Genomic DNA, 18,076 nt, shown 5'->3' on the forward strand with positions numbered 1-18,076 from the left:
GCATGAACTTTCCCGCCATCGCCATCGTGGGACGCGGTTGCGTTCTGCCCGGAGCCAACGATCCCGCCGAACTGTGGGACACCGTGGTCTCCGGCGCGGTACGACTGACCCCGTTCTCCATCGGGCGCTCGAAGGCCGGACCCGACTGGAGCGGGGCCGACCCCGCGAGCACCGTGTTCGGCCATGTCACCGGGTTCGAGGAGCGCTTCGACCCGAACGGCCTGGCCATCGACGCCGAACAGGTCATGGGCCTGGATCCGACCGTCCGCTGGGTCATGCACGCGACCCGACAGGCACTCGCCGAGGTCGGCCGGCTCGGCCTGCAGTCACGCGCCGGCCTGGTCCTGGGCAACATCTCGTGCCCGACCACGTCGATGACCGCCTACGCCGAGGACGTCTGGCTGCGCTCGCAGCCGGCCGAGGTCCGGGCCGGATGGCCCCGGCACGACCGGCACGCGCCGATCCCGGCGAGCCGATTCTGCTTCGGGCTTCCGGCGCAGCTGGTGGCCCGGGCGTTCGAGCTGCGCGCCGGCGCGGTGGTCCTGGAAGCGGCCTGCGCGTCGGTGCTGTACGCGATCGAACTCGCCTGCCGGAAGCTCTCCTTCCGGCAGGCGGACCTGATGGTCGCCGGGGCGCTCAACGGCGGCGCGCCCGAGATCATCAGTCACGGCATGGGTCGGCTGGGGGCACTGAGCCCCAGCGGACGCTCCCGGCCCTTCCACCGGGACGCCGACGGTCTGGTCCCCGCGGAGGGGACCGCCATGGTCGCCCTCATGCGGCTGGAGGACGCCCTGGCCGCGGACGTGCCCGTCCTGGGTGTGATCCGCGGCATCGGGGCGACCAACGACGGCGGCCGGGGCGGCATGCTCGTCCCGGACGGCGGCCGGCAACAACGCGCGATGAGCCTGGCCTACCAGGCCGCGGGCATCGACCCCAAGACGGTGTCCCTGCTGGAGTGCCACGCCACCGGCACCGCGGTCGGCGACACCGTGGAGGCGGGCTGCGCGGCCCGGATCTTCGCCGAACGTACGGACCTGCCGGTCGGTTCGGTCAAGGGCAACCTCGGCCATCCGCTCACCGCCGCGTCGGGCGCCGCGCTGCTCAAGGTGCTGGGCGCGATGGAACACGGCACGCTGCCGCCCACCGTCGGTGCCGACGAGGCCATCGACGCCATGCGCGGCACACCGTTGCGTCCGTTGGCCCGGCCGGAGGAGTGGCAGGGTCTTCGGCGCGCCGCGGTGAGCGGATTCGGCTTCGGCGGTGTCAACGCCCACCTGGTCGTGGACGCCTGGAACACCGCCGACCGGGCGTCGGTCTCCTTCCCCGGCGTGGCCGTGCCCGGCCCCGCCGCGCGCCGCCGGCACCAGGTGGCGGTCGTCGGCCTCGGCGCCCGCGTCGGTGACGGCGACACCACCGGCGACTTCGTCGACGCCCTGCTGGCGGGCGAGCCCAGGCTGCGACCGCCGCGTACGGTCGAACTGCGCGTGGACGGCCTGCGCATGCCGCCCAACGACATGCTCCAGACCTCGGGCGAACACCTGTTGGTGCTGGAGGCCGCCCGCGACGCCGCCCGCGCGCTGGAACTGCCCGAGGAGCGCACCATGGTGCTCGTCGGCGTGGGCGCGGCGACCGTGCACGCCGAGTTCTCGGTCTGGCACAACCGCACCACCCTGGAGGCCCGCCGGTCGGCGGCGGCCGAGGCGTCCTCCGAGGACCGCGTCGCCGACCCGTTGAACTGTCCGCCGTGGTCCCTCGGGGGCCTGGGCAACATCGCCGCCAACCGGATCAGCGCGCAACTTCGGCTGACCGACCACAGCGTCGCGGTCTGCGCCGAGGAGGCCTCCGGGATCCGTGCGCTCGACATGGCGGTCGACGCGATCGGCAGCGGGGCGAGCGACGCGGCACTCGTGGGCGCGGTCGACCTCGCCTCCACGGTGGTCCACCGAGCGGTCGTCCGTGACCTCGGACTCCCCGGAGCCGAGGGGAACGCGGCCGTGGTGCTGGCCCTGAAGCGACTCGACCACGCGCGTCGGGACGGCGACCCCGTCCTCGCCGTGATCGAACCGCAGGGCCGGGACCGGGACTCGGCCGACGGAGCGGCGGCGTCGGATGCCGTCGATCTGGTGGTCGGCGACCTCGAATCGGTGCCCGCGCAGTCGGACCGGTCCGACCGGTTGGATCCGTCCGGTCTGTTCGGTCGTCCGCACTGTGCCGCCGGCCTCCTGAGTGTGGCCTGTGCGACCGTGGCCCTGTACCACCGCAGTGTGCCCACCTTGGGCGCCGTGGCAGTGCCACGGCCGGAGTTGACCCGGGCGAAGGTGAGTGTCGCCGCGCTCGGGGCGCCGCCGGCCGAGCTGGTCCTGAACGCGGGGGACACGGCCCCGGCCGAGACCGGTTTCGCGACACTGGGCCGCAGGGCCGAAGGGGAGACGCCCGCCCGGCGTCTGTCCAGCATCGCGTTCTTCGACCTCAGGACCGTGCTCCGGCTCCAGGAGGCGCGCCCGGCGCGCGAGCTCGTGGCGCTTCCGGCGGCCCGCGCGGTGCCGGCGGTCGAGATCGGTGCCGGCGCACAAGCGCCGGCCCGGACTTCGGCCGTGGTCCCGGTCCCGGCCACGGTCCCGGTCCCGGCCATGGCCGCGGCCCCGCCTCCTTCGCCGCCGAGCCATGTGTCGGTCGAGGAAAGCCTGGTACCGGCCGCGCTCAGCGCCCACCAGCGGCTCGTGGGCAGGTCGCATCTGCAGTTCCTGAACGCTCGGCACGAGAACCACCTGCTGTTCCTGGAGATGCAGCAGCGGGCGGCCCGCGCGCTGCTGGAGGTCGCGAGCGCGTTCCGGGATCCGTATCCGTCGGAGGCGGCGGTACCCGTACCGCATGTGCCGCAGGCGGGCGCACCCGTACCGCACCCGGTGGGATCGGGGGAACCGGTGCCTCCGGTCGTCTCGATCGCCCCGGTGCGGCCGGCCGAACCGGCCGAACCGGTCGCCGAGGTCGCCGCGCCGATGCCGACGCCGCAACGCGGCCCGGCCGAGCGCGAGTTCGTGGTCAGCCCCGACGACGATCCGTGGGTGCTGGACCACTGCCCCACCTGGACGTTGCCGGTGCTGCCGATGATGTGCACGGTGGACCACCTCTTCCAGGCGGCGAGCACGCACACCGGTCTCCGGGCGACCGGCCTGCGGGAACTGCGCCTCCAGCGCTGGATCCCGGTGGTGAGCCTCACCCGTCTGGCCACCAGGGTCGAGCCGATCGCGGGTCGGGACCGGGACGTACACGTCAGCCTGCTGATGTGGCGGCCGGCCCGGAACGAGGCGCTGTCCCGGTTCGAGCTCGTGGCCGAGGCGACGATCACCTTCGATCGGCCCGAAACGCCGGCTCCGCTGCCGCCGCTCACCGATGCCCAGCGCGCGGAACTGCCGTATCTGACCAATCGGCTGCCGCACGGCCCGGCCTTCCAGTACCTCACCGAGGTCGGCTACGGCAGCGGCGGCGCGGTCGGCATCCTGGACGCGCGACGCGGTTCCGTCCCCGGGACGTTCACCCATCCCGGGCTGCTCGACGCGGCGACGCACATCATCGCCGATCGGGTGTTCTGGTTGCCCTATCCCCAGGTCGGGCCGAACGTGGTGCCCTATCCACACGGCCTGGTCCGGATGGACCTGTTCGCCCCGTTCCCCACGGAGGGGCAACTGCGCGTGGAGGCCCGTCCGGCCGGAGCCGAGGGTGATCTGCTCTTCGTCGACTTCCAGGTGTTGGCGGGGGATCGGCTGTGCGCCGCGTTCCGCAACGTCAGCATGGTCTCGCCGCCGAGTGTGCTGGAGCTGCAATCCGGCGCGGATCGGCGGGCCTTCCTCCTGGAGCGCCGATACGCCCCGGCGATGAGCATGTCCCAGGTCGTCGGGGGCGCCAGCCGGCTGGACCGGGCGGTACTGGAGCAGGCCGACTGGCCGACCGGCGGGCTGGCCTACGTCTACGGCCTGCCGGTCGGGGCTCCGGCCCGACTGCACGCGGAGGAGGTCGCGATGCGTGAGCACGTGGCCCGCGCGCACGGCGAACACCCGGCCCGGGTGGTCGTCGACGTACCGAACCAGGTGGCGTGGATGGCCGACCAACCGGACCGGAAGCACCGACTCCTGGTGCACTCGGACAACGAGACGGTCACGGTCGAGAACCGGCCGTAGCCCGCGCCCGCGCGCGGTCGAGGCCCACCGGTGGGCGGGATTCCTTCGGGGTCCCGCCCACCGGCGTGTGTTCTACGTCCGAGTCCCGCCGGCACTCGATTAGGCTCCGAAGCCCCGGCCGCGCTCCGCGCGATGAACCGTGGCTAGGACATCGCGTCGCGCAGCGCGGCGACGATGGTTTCGGGTGGGTGGGTCGCGGCGGCGGCGTGTTCGGCCGCGTCGAGGACGTCGGCGAACCGGTCGGGTTCCGCACGGCCCAGCACCTCGCGCAGCCATGGAACGAGGCGGTCGGCGTCGGCCGGGACCTCCGGCAGCACGAGGCCGGGTACCGAGGGGGCGGGCCGTACCGCCGGAGGACGCCGCTCGTCGCGCCGCGGCTTGCGCGCGGTGGGACGTGTGCCGCGCAGGAGGCGTCGCAGGCCGGGGGACAACGTGACCGGCTCGGCGGGCCGCGCGGGTTCCGGGTCCCGAGAGGGCGCGGTGTCCGGTTCGGGAGCGTGCCAGGCGGACAGGTCCGGGGCCCGGCGTTCGCTGCCCCAGCGGCCCACCGGCAAGCGGACCTTGTGCGGATGCACGCACACCCCCACACCCGACTCGGCGTCGATGCGGCGCCCCTCGCCCGGGCGCCACGGCCACGCCGGGTCCGGCCGGCCGGCCACGTCGAACTCGCCGGGGGCGAAGCGCAGCGACGGGCAGTACCCGCACACCTCCCCTTCGATCCACGGCGGCAGGACCGGCTCGGGCGAGGACATGACGGCAGCGTAGTGACCCGCGCCCGGACCCGGGTCCCAAGGGTCGCGATCGTGCGCCCCGCGGCGCGGGAGACGCCGCGTGCACCGCTTCCGGAGCCCGACGGCTCCGGGACGGCCGGCCCGGTCGGCGGCGTCGACCCGCGTCGACGCCGCCGACCCGGCGCGATCGCGCGGGGGTTCAGATCCCGTGAGGGGATGGTCCTTGAGCGGGCCCCGCGCCTGGTTCCAGCCGTACACGCGTTGCCCGCGAGGGAGCGCCGCCAACGCTCCCGTGCGGGCGGTGCGCATGCGCGTGGCGGCGGCCGGGGCCAGGCGTACCGCACCCGCGCTCCCGTGCAGTACGGCCTTCATCCGCGCGAGGTCAGGTGGTCACCGTCGAGCGTGATGCCCGCCGCCTGCTTGCTGTTCGCCGACGCGAGCGAGGTCACCGGCCGCTTCGGGCTCGGGCTCGCCGAGCCCGTCACCAGAACGGACGTCACGGCGACCGCCACGACGACCCCCGTCCAACGTCGCCGGCGTGCCGGTGGCACGGGCCGAAGCGGAGCCGCCACATGCGGCCGGAGGCCCTTGAAATCGGGAACGAGAAATTCACACCGAGACAATCGGCGCCCCGGAAAGGATCTTGAACAATCCCACCGTCGGCGCCGGCGAGGGCAGCCGTAGTGCCGGGGCGGGCGGCGGCGACCGGCGAGTCCGTTCGGCTCGCCGCCGTCGCGGACGTGCCGGGTCACTCCTCCTGGTCGTCGTGGGCGTACAGCTTCAGCACCGGAACACCCACCTTGTGGCGGGCCCGGCTGGCCCAGTCCCGGTGGAAGAACTCCTCGACGAGGTGCGGGGCGGTCAGCACGATCACCTCGTCGGCGTGCGTCTGGTCGACCACGGATCGAAGCAGGTCCAAGGGGTGGCCCTCGATGAGTTGGCCCACGGCCTCACTGCCGGCCTCCCGCAGGCTTCGGAGCGAGTGCTCCAGTGCCAGGGCGGCGGGCCCTTCGGCTCCCTCGCCTTCCGGCTCGTCCGCCTCGTGGACCGCCTGCTTCAGCTCTCCGAGCGCGACGTCGTCGATCGAGCGCAGCAGTCGGTCCTCGTTGCCGCGCGGCTGCATCAGCACGACGAAGGACATCGTCTCGTCGTGGAGGGTGGTGACGAGCTCGACGTCCGCCGCGGACAGCGGCTGCTCGACCATCAGAACGCTTGTGAACACCATGAGCCTTCCCTCGGCGCACCCGGACGGGCACGGACGGTACGCAACGATAGCGACACGTCCCGCCCTCGATCCGCTGATTCCCTCGCGCACGGCCGTCGACGCCTCGGGCGTGGGTCCGCGCCGGGAGACCGGCACCCCCGTCGGACACAGCGCGCCGCCCGCCGGTACCACCGGCTCGGGCACCGCGTCGAGGAGGGCCCAGGACATCGGCACGACGACGAACGCCGAGGCCCACGACAACACGGTGATCCCGGCCGCGACCAACGCCCGCCCTCGGTCACCCGGTCACACGCTCCCCCCGTCACCCGCCCGACGCGCCGGCCGGGGCGCTCGACGCGTCGGCGGCATCGGAACCCACCGGTTCCGCCGCCGGTTCGTCCCGCACCGACACCAACACCAGCACGATCGACAACACCGAACCCACCGTCAGTACCGGCCACACCTGGTGCCCGAAGCGAATGAACAACCACCCGCCCACGACCGGTCCGACCGCCGCGCCCAGGCTCCAGGCGAAGTGGAAGCCGCCGATGTAGTGGCCCTTGAGACGCGCGGGTCCGGCGACCACCGGATAGGCGGTGGTGGCCGGACCGCCGAGGATCTCGCCGACGGACCAGATCAGCGTGCCGAGCAGGATCACGGCCGGGCCCAGCGGCAGTCCGTACACGGCCACGCCCACGCCCACCAGGACCAGGGCCCACGCCATGGTCAGGCGTTGCGACCACGCCTGCGCGTACTTGGTCACCAGCAACTCGAACGAGATGACGATGAAGCCGTTCAGCGACACCGCCAGCGTGTACCAGAAGATCGCCACGCCGCTGTCCTTGACGTCGAGCGGCAGCGTGGACAGGTACTGCACGTAGACGACCCCGAAGAAGAAGATCGCGGTCAGGTAGAGCATGTAGCGACGATCGCGGAGCATGGCGCGATACCCGCCCCGCCCGACTCGATCGGCCTCCTGTGCGCTTTCCTCCCCGTCGGCGTCCGCGGCGACGGGCGCGCCCGCCGCGCCCGGCTCGGCGGATCGGGGCGGCAACGTCAGCCACGCGATGGTCGCGTAGAAGAGCGCGATCGTCGCCTCGACCCAGAAGACCAGGGCGTAGCTGCGGCCCGCCAGGTTGTACAGCGCGAATCCGAACAGCGGCGCGACGGTGGCGCCCAGGTTCAGCCCGAAGCGGTACATCGCGAAGATCATCACCTGGCGGTTCGCCGGGGTGAGGTCGGAGAGCAGGGTGGCCGACGCCGGACGGTAGAGCTGCCCGGCCAGGCTGACCAGGGCCACCGCGACCAGGATCAGGCCGAACGAGGGCAGGTAGAGGATGGCCGCCAGGGGCACGCTCGCGCCGACCATGCTCAGCACGCTCGCGTTGCGCGCGCCGAGCCTGATCGACAGCGCCCCGCCCAACAGCACGCCCACGATGGCGCCGCCGCCGTACACTCCCAGCGCGAACGCCGCCTGACCGTCCGAGTAGCCCTGCGAGGTCAGGAACAACACCAGGAAGATGTTCAGGAAGGCGCCGAGGCGGTTGACGAACGCGCCGGCGAGCAGCGTCTTCGCCGGGAGCGAGGCCTGCCGGAAGGTGGCCACCACGGCGGCCTTGTCGCTGTCGTGGTCCTCCTCGTGGACGACGTCGGTCATGCCGGTCAGCCGATGACGATGCGGATGGCGGCGCGGACGCGCTGCTCCAGGGCGTCGAGTCCGTCGGGCGTGGGGGCGTCGATGAAGAAGGTGACGGACCGGTCGTCGGAATCGGCGAGCGGGACCAGCGAGGCACCGCGCTTCCGCAGGACCAGCACCGCACGCAGCGTCGGTTCGTCGCCCGGCCCCCCGGGTTTGATGTCCGGCCACACACCGCTGTCGCCGATCCACTCGGGCCGTACGTCCGGCCAGTCCAGGACGACGTCCTCCAGCGTGCCGGGCCGGTGCTCCAGGTAGACCTGCCGGGTGTAGCGGTGCGGCCGCGGGTAGCCGGCCGGTTCGCCGAGCGCGACGCGCAGGATCTCCGGCTCCAAGGGGCGGCCGGTGGCCAGTTGATACAGCGTCAGCAGCCCGTCGCCGGGGGTGCGCGCGGCCACCTCCATCAGGCGCGGGCGGCCGTCGTCGCCGACCCGCCACTCGGAGTGCGCGATCCCGTTCTCGAACGCGAGCGCCTCCACCAGTCGCCGATTGGCCGTCACGAGCGCCTCGCGCAGGTCCTCGCGCACGCTTGGCACGCTGTGCGCCATCTCCACGAAGGTGTGCGTGTGGCTGTCGGTGGTGACCTTGTCCGTCACCGACGCGAAGACCACCGTGCCGTCCTGGACGAGGCTCTCCACGGAGAACTCCGGGCCCAGCACCTTCTCCTCGACCAGGACGACCTCGTGCTCGGGGTAGCCGGCCAGCCGCTCGCGCAGCGCGGCCACGTCGTCGACCGTCTCGACGCCGGAACTGGAGGCGCGCGAGGCGGGTTTGACCACGGCCGGGAAGCGCACCGCGCCCAGATCGACGCTCGCGCGCTCGCCGGCGGGAATGGTCAGCGACGCCGGTCCCAGGTCGGCGGCGTACCAGCGCTGGAGGTACTTGCTGCGGCAGGCGCGGCTGGCGCGTAAGCCCGGCGAGCGCACGCCGAGTCCGTCGGCGAGCAGGCCGGTCGGCTCGGCGAGGTAGTCGCCCACCGCGTAGGCGCCGACGATGGTGTACGCCTCGCGCCAGGCCGCGGTCCGGGCGATCGCGCCCGCGACGAATGCGCCCTGCACGGTGAAGTCACCGGTGACGTAGGCGATTTCGGTGATCTGCGAGGCGGGGTTGGAGGTGTCGGCCATCGCCGCCGTCGCCTGCTCGCGGTAGGACTCCGCGGTGATGACCAGGATCTCCAGGCCGCGCCCGGAGAGTTCGGTCAGATACAGCGGATTGCGGCGGATCACGGGGAACGAGCCGGTCAGGATGAATGCCTTGGGCCGGTCGGCGGAATCCCGCGACTCGAGTCGTGCCTGGGTCATGGTTCCGTGTCCTCCTGGATCGGTGGATCGGTGGATCGGTGGATCGGTGGATCGTGGGGCGAGCCGGTGCTCAGCCCGTCCGGCGTTGTTCGTCGAAGCGCCAGTCGACGCCGTTCGCGCTCAGGAAGGCCAGCCACCGCCGAGCGTCCTCGGCGCCCTGGGCGGCCTGACGCAGGCCGGCGGGCGTCTTTCCGTCGAGGATCTCGGAGATGCCGTACGCCAGCGGCAGGGACACACACCGCGCCATCGCGCTCTCCTCGGCGTCGCCGACCGTGTCCAGGACGTATTCGCCGCGCCAGGAGGCGCCGTTCGCGCCGCTGATGTCGAGCGCGACGGCGAGCACGACCCGATCGCGGTCGGCGTCGGTGGTCGGATGGCGTGCGGCGAGTTCGTCGGCGAGGGCGGCGATGCGGTCCCCGTCGCCGGTGCGCACCGTGGCGAACACGTCCTCCCAGGCCCGCGACCAGCCCTCCAGGCGCAGCGTGCCGCGGACGAACACGCGCGCCTGCCAGGCGGGCGGGAAGGCGTACTGGGCGAGATAGGGGATACTGTCCCGGTTGGGGTAGGCCTCGAACGTCTCGCCGTCGAGCACGTGCGCACGGGTCGCCGTCCACGGGAGGTCGACCACCCGCTCGACGCCCTCGTCGAGGTAGCGGGCCGGTGCGCGCAGCGCGCTCAACACCCCGCGCGGTGCCCAACTGAAGCGGTAGCGGAACTCGTTGGGCTCGGCGGGCACTCCGCCGCAGTACGAGGTGAACTCGACCGTGGCCGGGCCGTCGCCGACGACCTCGCGACCCCTGGCCACCAGCAGGTCGGCGAACAGGTGGTCGATGCCCGGGTCGAGGCCGGCCTCGGTCAGTACGACCAGGCCCGCCTTTGCCGCGGCCGCCGCCTCGGCCAGGATGTCCTCGGAGACGTAACTGCTGCACGCGAAGTGGGCGTTGTGCTCGACGCACAGCCGCAGCAGCGCGGGGTGCTCGCTCGCGGGCAACATCGACACCACGATGTCGCCGGTGCGCAACTCCTGCGCGAGCCGATCGAGATCGTACCCGCGGGCGCCGGCGCGGTCGGTCAGGCCGAGCCGGGCCAGGCAGCGCTCGGCCTTGGTGTCGGTGCGGCCCCACACCAGCAGCCGCCGGGCCCGGTCGGCCACCACGCGCAAGCCGCTGCCGGTGGACAGGCCGGTGCCGATCCAGTGCACGGTTCCGTCGGCGGGAATCGCGTCAGACATGGATGTTCTCCGTTTCCAGGCCGTTCGCTTCGCATGCGTCGCGGAAGACCCGCAGGCAGCGCTGCCAGGGTTGGCCGGGTTCTCCCAGGGTCAGCAGATGGGGCGTCAGTTCGGCGGAGAAGGCGACACTGGCCTCGCGAGGCAGCAGCGACGGCAGGTTGTCGATGGCGATCACGCCCAGCGGGTCGCCGACGTCGCGCAACGCGCGGACCGGCTCGCGCCAATCGGTGGTGTCGTCGTAGATGGGCAACACGTTGTCGCGCGAGGTGACATCACACGTGACGTCCGCGATCAGGGACAGTCGCCGGGGCCCGGTCCGCAGCGATTCGACGGTCACGAACGGCGGGGTCGGCGCGGTCACCAGCACGGCGTTGACGAGAATGTCGTGATCCATCAGGGCCGCGCGGTCCAGCGTTCGGGTCTCGGCGACGTCCCAGCAGGTCGGCTCGATCCCCGCGACCGCCAGCGCGTCCCGCGCGCCGCGCCCGGACCGACCCAGCGCCCCGACGACCAGCACGCTCGGCCGGGTGTCGCCGGACGTCTCGCGCAACACCCGATCCAGTGCCTCCTTCGCCCGCGGTCGCAGCGGCAGGTCCAGCCGTCCCCGATGCCGGAGTACCGCGAGCGCGGCGCCCATGTACCCGGCCCAATAACCGAACGCGGCCAGCCGCCGCCCGTCCGCGTCGGTGAGGTACTCCATGTCCAGCAGCGCGCCGCCACCCGCCGCGAAGCGTCGCAGCAGCGCCGCGGCGTCGCGCTGGCCCTTGTACGCATGGCCGAAATACACGTGCCGGTGCGCCAACGCCGCAGGCTCGGCGGGCAGTTCCTTGAGGCCGACGACGAACTCCGCGGCCGGGGCGTCGAGCCAGGCACCGGCCTCGGCGGCCACGCAGCCGGCGTCGAGATAGTCCGCGATGGGAAACGCGCGCTGCGGCGAGTGCTCGACGGTGAGCGTGATGCCGTGCGCGACCAACCGCGCGGCATCGGCCGGCACGATCGGTGCCCGCCGCTCGCTCTCGCGCGCCTCGTGTCGCATCGTGATCCGGACGTCGGTCGTGCGCGGGTGGGGATCGGCCATGTGGTGCCCTCCGGTTGCCGGTTCGTGGTCTCGCGGGGTCGGGGCCGACTCAGATGACCAGGTCGGCCTCGCCGGGGGACGGGGTGTCCGGGCCGGCGGGCGGGTCGCCGGCGGCTATGCGCTTGAGCATCGGCTGTTCGAGGAAGTACGCGAAGGAGGCGTACCCGCGCCATACGCGACGCCACTGTTCGGCCACCGCCGCCTCGCCCACGGTGCGCCGCACCCGGTCGAGGTAGCCGACGATGATGTCGGCGGCCTGCTTGGCGTGCCCGGCGGAGAAGTTGTCGATGGTCAGATGTGCCTGCTCGTAGCAGTCGTCGATGCCGTGATGGCGCAGCTTCTGCAACTCGTGCAGCCGCATCTCGCCGGAGCCGAACATCTCGATCGCCAGGTTGTAGCCCAGGATCTCGTTGTGGAAACGGTCCGGGAACAGGCACATGCACAACTGCTGGATCGCGAACCCGTAGAGGTCGTCCGGGAGTTCGTCCTGCTCGATGAAGGCCTCGTCGCGAATGTGCGGAAGCCGGATGCCCGCGCTGGCCAACACCCGGTGGGTCAGCGTGATGTGGTTCTTGCGCAGATCGCCGTTGCCCATCTCGTCGGCGTAGATGGCGAACAACATGGCGTCGGTTTCGCGCTCGTCGTGCCCGAGATTGCCGAGGCGGTGCAGCCACGCGCCGTCGATGAGGTAGGTGAGGTAGTAGGTGGACTGCCGAAAGAGCACCTCGTCGCGGTCCGGGATCTCGCGCAGCGGCTCGTACGGGTCGACCAGCTTCTCCCAATAGACCCGCTCGGCCCGCTCGTACAGCGCCTGTGGGCTGTAGTCGAACCAGGTCGCGTCGGTGTACCGGCCGCCGGCGCCGTGCGCGAACAGGATCTCCGCGTCCCGGAAGCAGCGCTCGGCCCGCTCGGCGGCGATCGGCAGGGTGTTGGGGAAGTTCTCGATGTTGACCAGGCGGTGGAACAACTCGCGGTGGTCGCGTGGTTCGGCCTCGTCGATCACGACGTCGGCGGGGGCGCTGCGGGCGATCGCGGCCCGCCGGCGCCCGGCCGCCTCGTCGCCGGCGGTCTCGGGGGAGAGCTCGATGGCGGGCCGCTCGCCGGCCTGGACGCTCGCCGCCCAGGCCCGGAAGGTCGCCGCCTCGTGCTCGTCGAAGATCCCGAACATCGGCCCGCCGAAGCGCATCGCGTCCAGGAGTCGGCAGTCGCCGTTGCCGGGCCCGCGCAGGTGGCCGGACTCGCGCAGGTCGGCCAGGAAGCCGGCGAGGTCGATCCGGGCGGCGCCGAAGACGTCCGTCAGGGCCTTGCCGCCGATCCGCACGTCGCCGTGCTGGCGGCCGGCGAGCGGGGCGTGGCGCGCGATGATGTCGGCGACCGTCGACTCCAGGGTGAGGTTGTCGTGCCAGGCGCCGAGTTCGGCGAGCATCGCGACGTGTTCCCGCTCCAGGTCCAGGGTCAGCCGCACGGCCGTGTACAGCCGGCGCCGCGTGGCCGGCCCGGCCAGTGCCAGGTGTTCGGCCAGCACCTCGCGCAGGTCCGGCTCGGGCAGCAGCGGCGCGGTGTCGGTGAGCAGGTCGTCCACGCCGAGCGCGTGGAAGGCGTAGTGCACGCCCGAGACCTCGGGCAGGAAGTTGGCGGGCAGCCGGGACAGGGCCAGGTGGAAGCTGCCGTGCAGGGCGGTGAGCGGGCGGGCCCGGGCCTTGTCCAGGAAGTCGGCGGCGGCGATCTCCGGCAGGAATACGCCCGCGCCCTCCAACGCGCGCCGGCGCAGCTGGGCCTGGCCGCGCTCGGGGTTGCCGCCGCCGCGCAGCGTCAGATGGTGGGCGAAGAGCCGGTTGACGACGACGGAGGGCTGGGTCGCGGGCTGGGAGAGTGTGTCCAGCCGGCAGCCGGCCGACAGGGCCAGCGGCGCCCGCCCACGCAGGGCGCTCGCGCGCGCCCGCGGGCCCGATCGGGTCAGGGCCGCCAGGACCGCGGCCGATTCGTCGCGGACGGCGAGCACTTCGGCGGCGATCGAATCGGCATCGGCATCGGCTGCCGCGTCCGGGGTCCCGTCCTCGCCTGCGGGCAGGAAGGCGTCGATCACGCGCCGGGCGACCAGGAGCGTCGACTCCGACTCCTGGTCGCGCAGCAGGAGCCGGAACAACTCGTTCGGCTCCGCGAGCGTGGCCGCCCGGGCCTCCTCCCAGCCGGCGCGGCTGAACGCGAAGGGCCGGTGCGGCAGCGCGTCGATGGTGTCGGGAAGGACGAAGGGCACGAAGCCACGGTCGCGGCCCGGCGTACGCGGTGCGGTGGTCATCCTGGGCCTCCTCCTCGGGGTGTCGTCCACGGTCATTCGGCGGCCCTGCGCAGCAGCACTCCGATCCGTTGACCGGGAACGCCGGCGGCCAGCAGGTAGTGCCGGCCCGGTTCGACGTGTCCCGCCTCGGCCCGGTCGACCAGGTTGATCAACGGATCGGCGGCGAAGCAATGGCCCACCCGGGTGATGTTGTCCAGATGGAGCTGGGCCGGGGTGAAACCGGCCTGCCGTTCCTTCATCACGACCACGGGCTTGAAGATGTTCGCGTGCATCAACCCCGCGATGTCGCCCGGTTTCATCCCGAGGGGGGTGAGCAGGCGCTCGTTCACCGTGCGGGCCAGGTCCGCGCTGATCTCGTTGGCGTGCGCCAGCCTGCCCGGGTCCTGGGCGCTCGCGCAGGCGAGGATCTCGTAGCCACCCTCGACCTCGCCCTCGGCCGCCACCAGGCAACTCGCCGCCCCGTCGCTGAACAGCGCGTAGCTCGCCATCCGGTCGTCCTCGTGCGCGGCGCTGTCGGTGGTGACCACCAGCACCCGCCGGTGGCGGCCGGCGCGGACGAACGCGGTCGCGGTGTCGATCGCGGCCAGCAGGTTCACGCAGCGGTTCATGTTCTGCCCGTAGAAGGGGACGTCGCCCAGGCCCGACTCGGCGAGGAAGGTCTCCATGAACGCGCCGTGACCCTCCGAGGGACCGGGCACCCGGGTGGAGCACAGCACGACCGCGTCGGCGCCGCTCGTCGTGGCCCGCAGGGTCGCGGCGGCGCTCTCCGCCGCGATCGCCTCCAGGCTTCGCTCGGTCCGTCGCACGGCGCCCCAGCCCCACAGGCCGGGCGTCGGCGCCATCTTGAACTCCGCGGCGCGCGCGGACAGGTTGGCGATGCTCGTGTGCGGGACCTCGAACTCGCCCAGGACGTACCGCGGCCCGTGCAGGTGGGCGGACGGTCCGGTCACGAGTCCTCCTCCGGTTCGGCGGCCGGCTCGGACATCAGCGCGTTCACCTCGGCGTAGGGCACGGCCTGCCCGACGAAGGCGAACGTCCCGTGCTCGCGCACCTCGCGCGCGGCGCGCAGGAAGCCGCCCAGCGCGGCTCGGGCGAACGCCGAGCCCAGGCTGATCCGCCGGGCGCCGCACTCCCGCAACTCCTCGACCGACAACGCCGGGCCGACCCCCGCGAGCACGTTGACCGGCCGATCGAGCACCGAGCACACGGTGCGGATCGCCTCGACGTCCGGCAGACACGGCGCGTACAACACGTCGGCGCCCGCGGCCTCGTAGGCCTGTAGCCGCACGATGGTGTCCTTGAGATCGCCCCGGCCGTACAGGAAGTTCTCCGCCCGCGCGGTCAGCGTGAACGGGAACGGCAGCGCCCGGGCCGCCTCGACGGCCGCCGTCACCCGCTCCACGGCCGCCTCGATCGGCAGGATCGGATCGTCCGGGTCGCCGGTGGCGTCCTCGATGGAGGCGCCCACCAGGCCCGCGTCGGCGGCCAGCCGGATCGTGTGGGCGATCTCCTCGCCGGACGTGCCGTAACAGCTCTCCAGGTCGGCGCCGACCGGCAGCGGCGTCGCGGCCACGATCGCGCGCGCGTTGTCCAGCGCCTGCTCGCGATCCAACAGGTTCACGCCGTCGGAGTGGCCCAGCGCGAAGGCCAGGCCCGCGCTGGTGGTCGCCAGCGCGGTGAAGCCGAGCTGCGTCAGCAGGCGGGCGCTGCCCGCGTCCCACGCGTTCGCCACCACGAACGCCCGCTCGCTCTCGTGCGCCTCCTTGAAGGCGTGGCCCCTTCGGTACCGGTCTGCCGGGTCGAGCAGCATTGCCGTTCCTTCCGATGCGCTTTCGATGCGTTCAGCGTGTTCTTGCGGGGTCAGATCACTTCGATGTGTTGGTCGGCCCGAACGGCGTTCAGCAGCAGGTCGATCACCGCCGAGGGGCCCTTGTCGCGGAAGTGGAAGTGGCCGCCGTCGACCCAGTGGCACTCGGGCGGGCTCACACACTCGCGGTCCCACAGCGCCAGCTTGTCGGGGGAGAGGTAGGGGTCGTCGCGGCCGGCGATGAGCGTGACGCCCACCGCCAGCGGGGCGGCCGAGGTGTACTCGTAACCGGCGGCCATCCGGAAGTCCGCGATCACGCCGGGCAGCAGCAGGTCCAGCACCTCCTCCTGGGCCATCACCTCCGGGGGCAGACCCTCGAAGAACTGGAGCGCCTCGGCGAACTCCCGGCCCTCCAGGGCCGCGAGATGGCGAACGCGCTGCGAGGGTGCCAGCGAGGGGGCCGACACGCCGGAGACGAACAACCGGCGCAGCGTGGGCAGATCGCGCAGCCGACGCGCGGTCTCGAACGCGACGAGGCTGCCCAGGCTGTGCCCGAACAGGTACACCGGCCGCGTGCCGTCGGCGCCCGACTCCTCGGCCCGGGCCCGGATCGCCGAGGCCGCGCCGTGCGCGAACTCCGCCAGCGTGGGGCGGGCCTCCCGTGCCCGATGCGCGCGGCCGGGCGGGCACACCGCGACCAGTTCGGCCTCGTCGCCCAGCTCCTCCTGCCAGGACAGGAACGAACGCGCGTCGCCGCCCGCGTGGGCGAAGCAGTACACGCGCGGGGTGTGTGCCGCGGCGCCGTCGCGCGTGACGAACCAGCCGTCGCCGGCCACGGACACGCTCACGAGATCACCTCCGCCGGTGCGGCGCCCTGGGCCACGGCAGCGCGCAGCGAGAACGAGTGGGTGCGATGGAGCGCCGGATCGCCCGGCCGCACGTGCAGTTCGCCCAGGTCCGGCCGCAGCACCACGGCCGCCACCGTGCGCTCGCGGCGGACGTCGCCGTTGCCCTCGACCCGGATCGGTGCGCGCGACAGCAGCGCGAAGTGCTCCTCGACGCCCGCTTCGGGCGCCAACTCGCTCAGGCGGGCACGGCAGGCGTCCAGCCGCTGCCGGGAGAAGTTGCGGGCGAAGACGTTGAGTTCGTCGTGCGCGACGAAGTCCGGGTGCAGGAAGTGGTTGGTGTGCGTGCTCGTCGAGGACTCGCTCACCCGCAGCTCGTCGCCGAGGATCTCCACCCACGCCGACTTGCGGGCGTCGCACAACACCAGGTTGCGCGAGCTCGCCAACTTGAGGGTACGCAGGATCCGCACCGCGTCGTCCACGTCGCGGGCGCTGTCCAGCAGGTGGCGGATGGCCAGGTAGGGCGGCAGGCCCGGTCGCCACCGGCCGCCGAGCACGAGGTTGAGCCCGACCGCGAGACCGTCGCTGTTGACCCCGAGGTAGCCCAGGAGCCCACCGAAGCCGAGCACCAGGACCCGGCGGGGCGAGCCGGTCCGCGCGATGTCCAGCACGCAGATCTGGTCGTCCAGGTCGCCGTTGAGGTCGACGGTCTGCGCCAGCACCGGGCCGGCCGCGCCGCCGACGGCGTACGTCGTGCAGTCGCCCATGGTCGGTATGCGCTGGTATCCCATGATCTCGCGCCGGATCTGCAACAGCAGCGCCTCGTCGGCACCGAGCCCCGCGCCCTCGGCCAGCCCGTGCAACTCCTGGGCCAGCAAAGGCGTCTGGGTCTCGATCTCGACCCGGTACGCATCCAGCGTCGGCTTCAGCGTCGCCCACGTCACCGGGGCCGGGATGATCCGGTTCAGCCGGGCCAGCCCGTCGTCGAGGAAGGCGCGCAGGCTCTCGGCGCGCTCGACGCCGTGCCGTCGGCCGCACTCGAAGGCGTCGCCCCGAGCCCGCATCACCGGCACCCGCGGGCCGGCCCCGGTCATGCCTTCCCCGTCGGTCGGGTCACCTTGGGACCGGTGAGCAACTGCGCGCGCACCGAAGGCCATTCGGCGCGCAGCACGCTGTAGTAGATCGCGTCGCGGCGCCTGCCGCCGGGCATCGGATTGAAGCTGCGCAGCACACCCTCCTCGGTGGCTCCGATGTTGCGCAGTCCGGCGCGCGCCTGGAGGTTGAGCACGTCGGTCTTGAACTCCACGCGCTCGGCGTTCAGTCGTTCGAAGGCGTGCTCCAGCATGAGGAACTTCGCCCAGCGGTTGATGCCCTTGCCCCGGAACTCGGCGCCCAGCCACGACCAGCCGATCTCCAGCCGCCCGTCCGGCTCGGCGATGCCGCAGAAGCTCATGCTGCCCGCCGTGCGATCCACGGACTTGTCGATCACGTTGTAGACGACGCGGCGACCGGCGGCCTGATCGGCCAGGGCCGCGTCGAAGAACGCGTCGAACTCGGCGTCGGTGGCGATCACCAGCACGAAATAGCGCCAGATCTCGGGGTCCATCGCCTGTTTGCGCACCGCCTCGCGATCCTCGGGGACGATCGGCCGCAGCAGCACGTGCTCGTTCTCCAGCGTCGTCGACGCGGTCTGCACCCAGGTCATC

At 72.6% G+C, this 18,076-nt stretch carries 14 protein-coding genes; 1 reads left to right on the forward strand and 13 read right to left on the reverse strand.

Annotation, left to right across the window (positions count from 1 at the left end):
- Positions 1–2 precede the first annotated feature (2 nt).
- Positions 3–4,178 carry a beta-ketoacyl synthase N-terminal-like domain-containing protein gene (locus OG948_RS51165; protein ID WP_331771920.1) on the forward strand — a complete coding sequence of 1,392 codons (4,176 nt, stop codon included), beginning with the start codon at positions 3–5 and terminating at the stop codon, positions 4,176–4,178.
- Between the two features lie 143 nt (positions 4,179–4,321).
- Here the strand turns inward: OG948_RS51165 and OG948_RS51170 are convergent, their stop codons facing one another.
- The 13 genes from OG948_RS51170 to OG948_RS51230 all read right to left on the reverse strand — a co-directional run bounded on the left by OG948_RS51170 (position 4,322) and on the right by OG948_RS51230 (position 18,075).
- Positions 4,322–4,930, reverse strand: a complete 609-nt coding sequence (locus tag OG948_RS51170) for a hypothetical protein (RefSeq protein WP_331771921.1) — start codon at positions 4,928–4,930, stop codon at positions 4,322–4,324.
- A gap of 347 nt (positions 4,931–5,277) precedes the next feature.
- Complete coding sequence (locus tag OG948_RS51175; protein WP_331771922.1) at positions 5,278–5,409, reverse strand: hypothetical protein; 132 nt, start codon at positions 5,407–5,409, stop codon at positions 5,278–5,280.
- 248 nt (positions 5,410–5,657) lie between these two features.
- The gene (locus OG948_RS51180) at positions 5,658–6,131 is read right to left on the reverse strand and encodes an indole-3-glycerol phosphate synthase (protein ID WP_331773576.1); all 474 of its coding nucleotides are present in this window, start codon (positions 6,129–6,131) and stop codon (positions 5,658–5,660) included.
- Between the two features lie 304 nt (positions 6,132–6,435).
- Positions 6,436–7,770: an MFS transporter gene (locus OG948_RS51185; protein ID WP_331771923.1), complete on the reverse strand. Its 1,335-nt coding sequence runs from the start codon at positions 7,768–7,770 to the stop codon at positions 6,436–6,438.
- A 5-nt stretch (positions 7,771–7,775) separates the two neighbouring features.
- Positions 7,776–9,110 carry an ATP-grasp domain-containing protein gene (locus OG948_RS51190; RefSeq protein ID WP_331771924.1) on the reverse strand — a complete coding sequence of 445 codons (1,335 nt, stop codon included), beginning with the start codon at positions 9,108–9,110 and terminating at the stop codon, positions 7,776–7,778.
- 70 nt (positions 9,111–9,180) lie between these two features.
- Positions 9,181–10,341 (reverse strand): saccharopine dehydrogenase family protein, encoded by a 1,161-nt coding sequence (locus OG948_RS51195; protein WP_331771925.1) that lies wholly within the window; start codon positions 10,339–10,341, stop codon positions 9,181–9,183.
- A complete protein-coding gene (locus OG948_RS51200; RefSeq protein ID WP_331771926.1) occupies positions 10,334–11,419 on the reverse strand; it encodes a saccharopine dehydrogenase in 1,086 nt (361 codons plus the stop codon). Before OG948_RS51200 ends, OG948_RS51195 begins: the two co-directional genes overlap by 8 nt.
- Before the next feature lie 49 nt (positions 11,420–11,468).
- On the reverse strand, positions 11,469–13,718 hold the full coding sequence (locus OG948_RS51205) for an iron-containing redox enzyme family protein (protein ID WP_331771927.1): 2,250 nt from the start codon (positions 13,716–13,718) through the stop codon (positions 11,469–11,471).
- A gap of 32 nt (positions 13,719–13,750) precedes the next feature.
- A complete protein-coding gene (locus OG948_RS51210; protein WP_331771928.1) occupies positions 13,751–14,668 on the reverse strand; it encodes a 3-oxoacyl-ACP synthase in 918 nt (305 codons plus the stop codon).
- On the reverse strand, positions 14,665–15,528 hold the full coding sequence (locus OG948_RS51215; RefSeq protein WP_331771929.1) for an isocitrate lyase/phosphoenolpyruvate mutase family protein: 864 nt from the start codon (positions 15,526–15,528) through the stop codon (positions 14,665–14,667). Before OG948_RS51215 ends, OG948_RS51210 begins: the two co-directional genes overlap by 4 nt.
- Positions 15,529–15,578: 50 nt before the next feature.
- Entirely contained in the window at positions 15,579–16,373 is a 795-nt protein-coding gene (locus OG948_RS51220; protein ID WP_331771930.1) for an alpha/beta fold hydrolase, read from the reverse strand.
- On the reverse strand, positions 16,370–17,464 hold the full coding sequence (locus OG948_RS51225; protein ID WP_331771931.1) for a C45 family peptidase: 1,095 nt from the start codon (positions 17,462–17,464) through the stop codon (positions 16,370–16,372). Before OG948_RS51225 ends, OG948_RS51220 begins: the two co-directional genes overlap by 4 nt.
- Positions 17,461–18,075, reverse strand: coding sequence for a GNAT family protein (locus OG948_RS51230; protein ID WP_331771932.1), 615 nt, complete (start codon positions 18,073–18,075; stop codon positions 17,461–17,463). Before OG948_RS51230 ends, OG948_RS51225 begins: the two co-directional genes overlap by 4 nt.
- Position 18,076 lies beyond the last annotated feature (1 nt).

It is taken from the genome of Embleya sp. NBC_00888 (genome assembly GCF_045207655.1).
Lineage (GTDB): Bacteria > Actinomycetota > Actinomycetes > Streptomycetales > Streptomycetaceae > Embleya.

Coding starts and splice junctions, on each gene's coding strand:
- OG948_RS51165 (WP_331771920.1), top strand. CDS start 3: ATGAACTTTCCCGCCATCGCCATCGTGGGACGCGGTTGCGTTCTGCCC.
- OG948_RS51170 (WP_331771921.1), bottom strand. CDS start 4,930: ATGTCCTCGCCCGAGCCGGTCCTGCCGCCGTGGATCGAAGGGGAGGTG.
- OG948_RS51185 (WP_331771923.1), bottom strand. CDS start 7,770: ATGACCGACGTCGTCCACGAGGAGGACCACGACAGCGACAAGGCCGCC.
- OG948_RS51190 (WP_331771924.1), bottom strand. CDS start 9,110: ATGACCCAGGCACGACTCGAGTCGCGGGATTCCGCCGACCGGCCCAAG.
- OG948_RS51195 (WP_331771925.1), bottom strand. CDS start 10,341: ATGTCTGACGCGATTCCCGCCGACGGAACCGTGCACTGGATCGGCACC.
- OG948_RS51200 (WP_331771926.1), bottom strand. CDS start 11,419: ATGGCCGATCCCCACCCGCGCACGACCGACGTCCGGATCACGATGCGA.
- OG948_RS51205 (WP_331771927.1), bottom strand. CDS start 13,718: ATGACCACCGCACCGCGTACGCCGGGCCGCGACCGTGGCTTCGTGCCC.
- OG948_RS51215 (WP_331771929.1), bottom strand. CDS start 15,528: ATGCTGCTCGACCCGGCAGACCGGTACCGAAGGGGCCACGCCTTCAAG.
- OG948_RS51225 (WP_331771931.1), bottom strand. CDS start 17,464: ATGACCGGGGCCGGCCCGCGGGTGCCGGTGATGCGGGCTCGGGGCGAC.
- OG948_RS51230 (WP_331771932.1), bottom strand. CDS start 18,075: ATGACCTGGGTGCAGACCGCGTCGACGACGCTGGAGAACGAGCACGTG.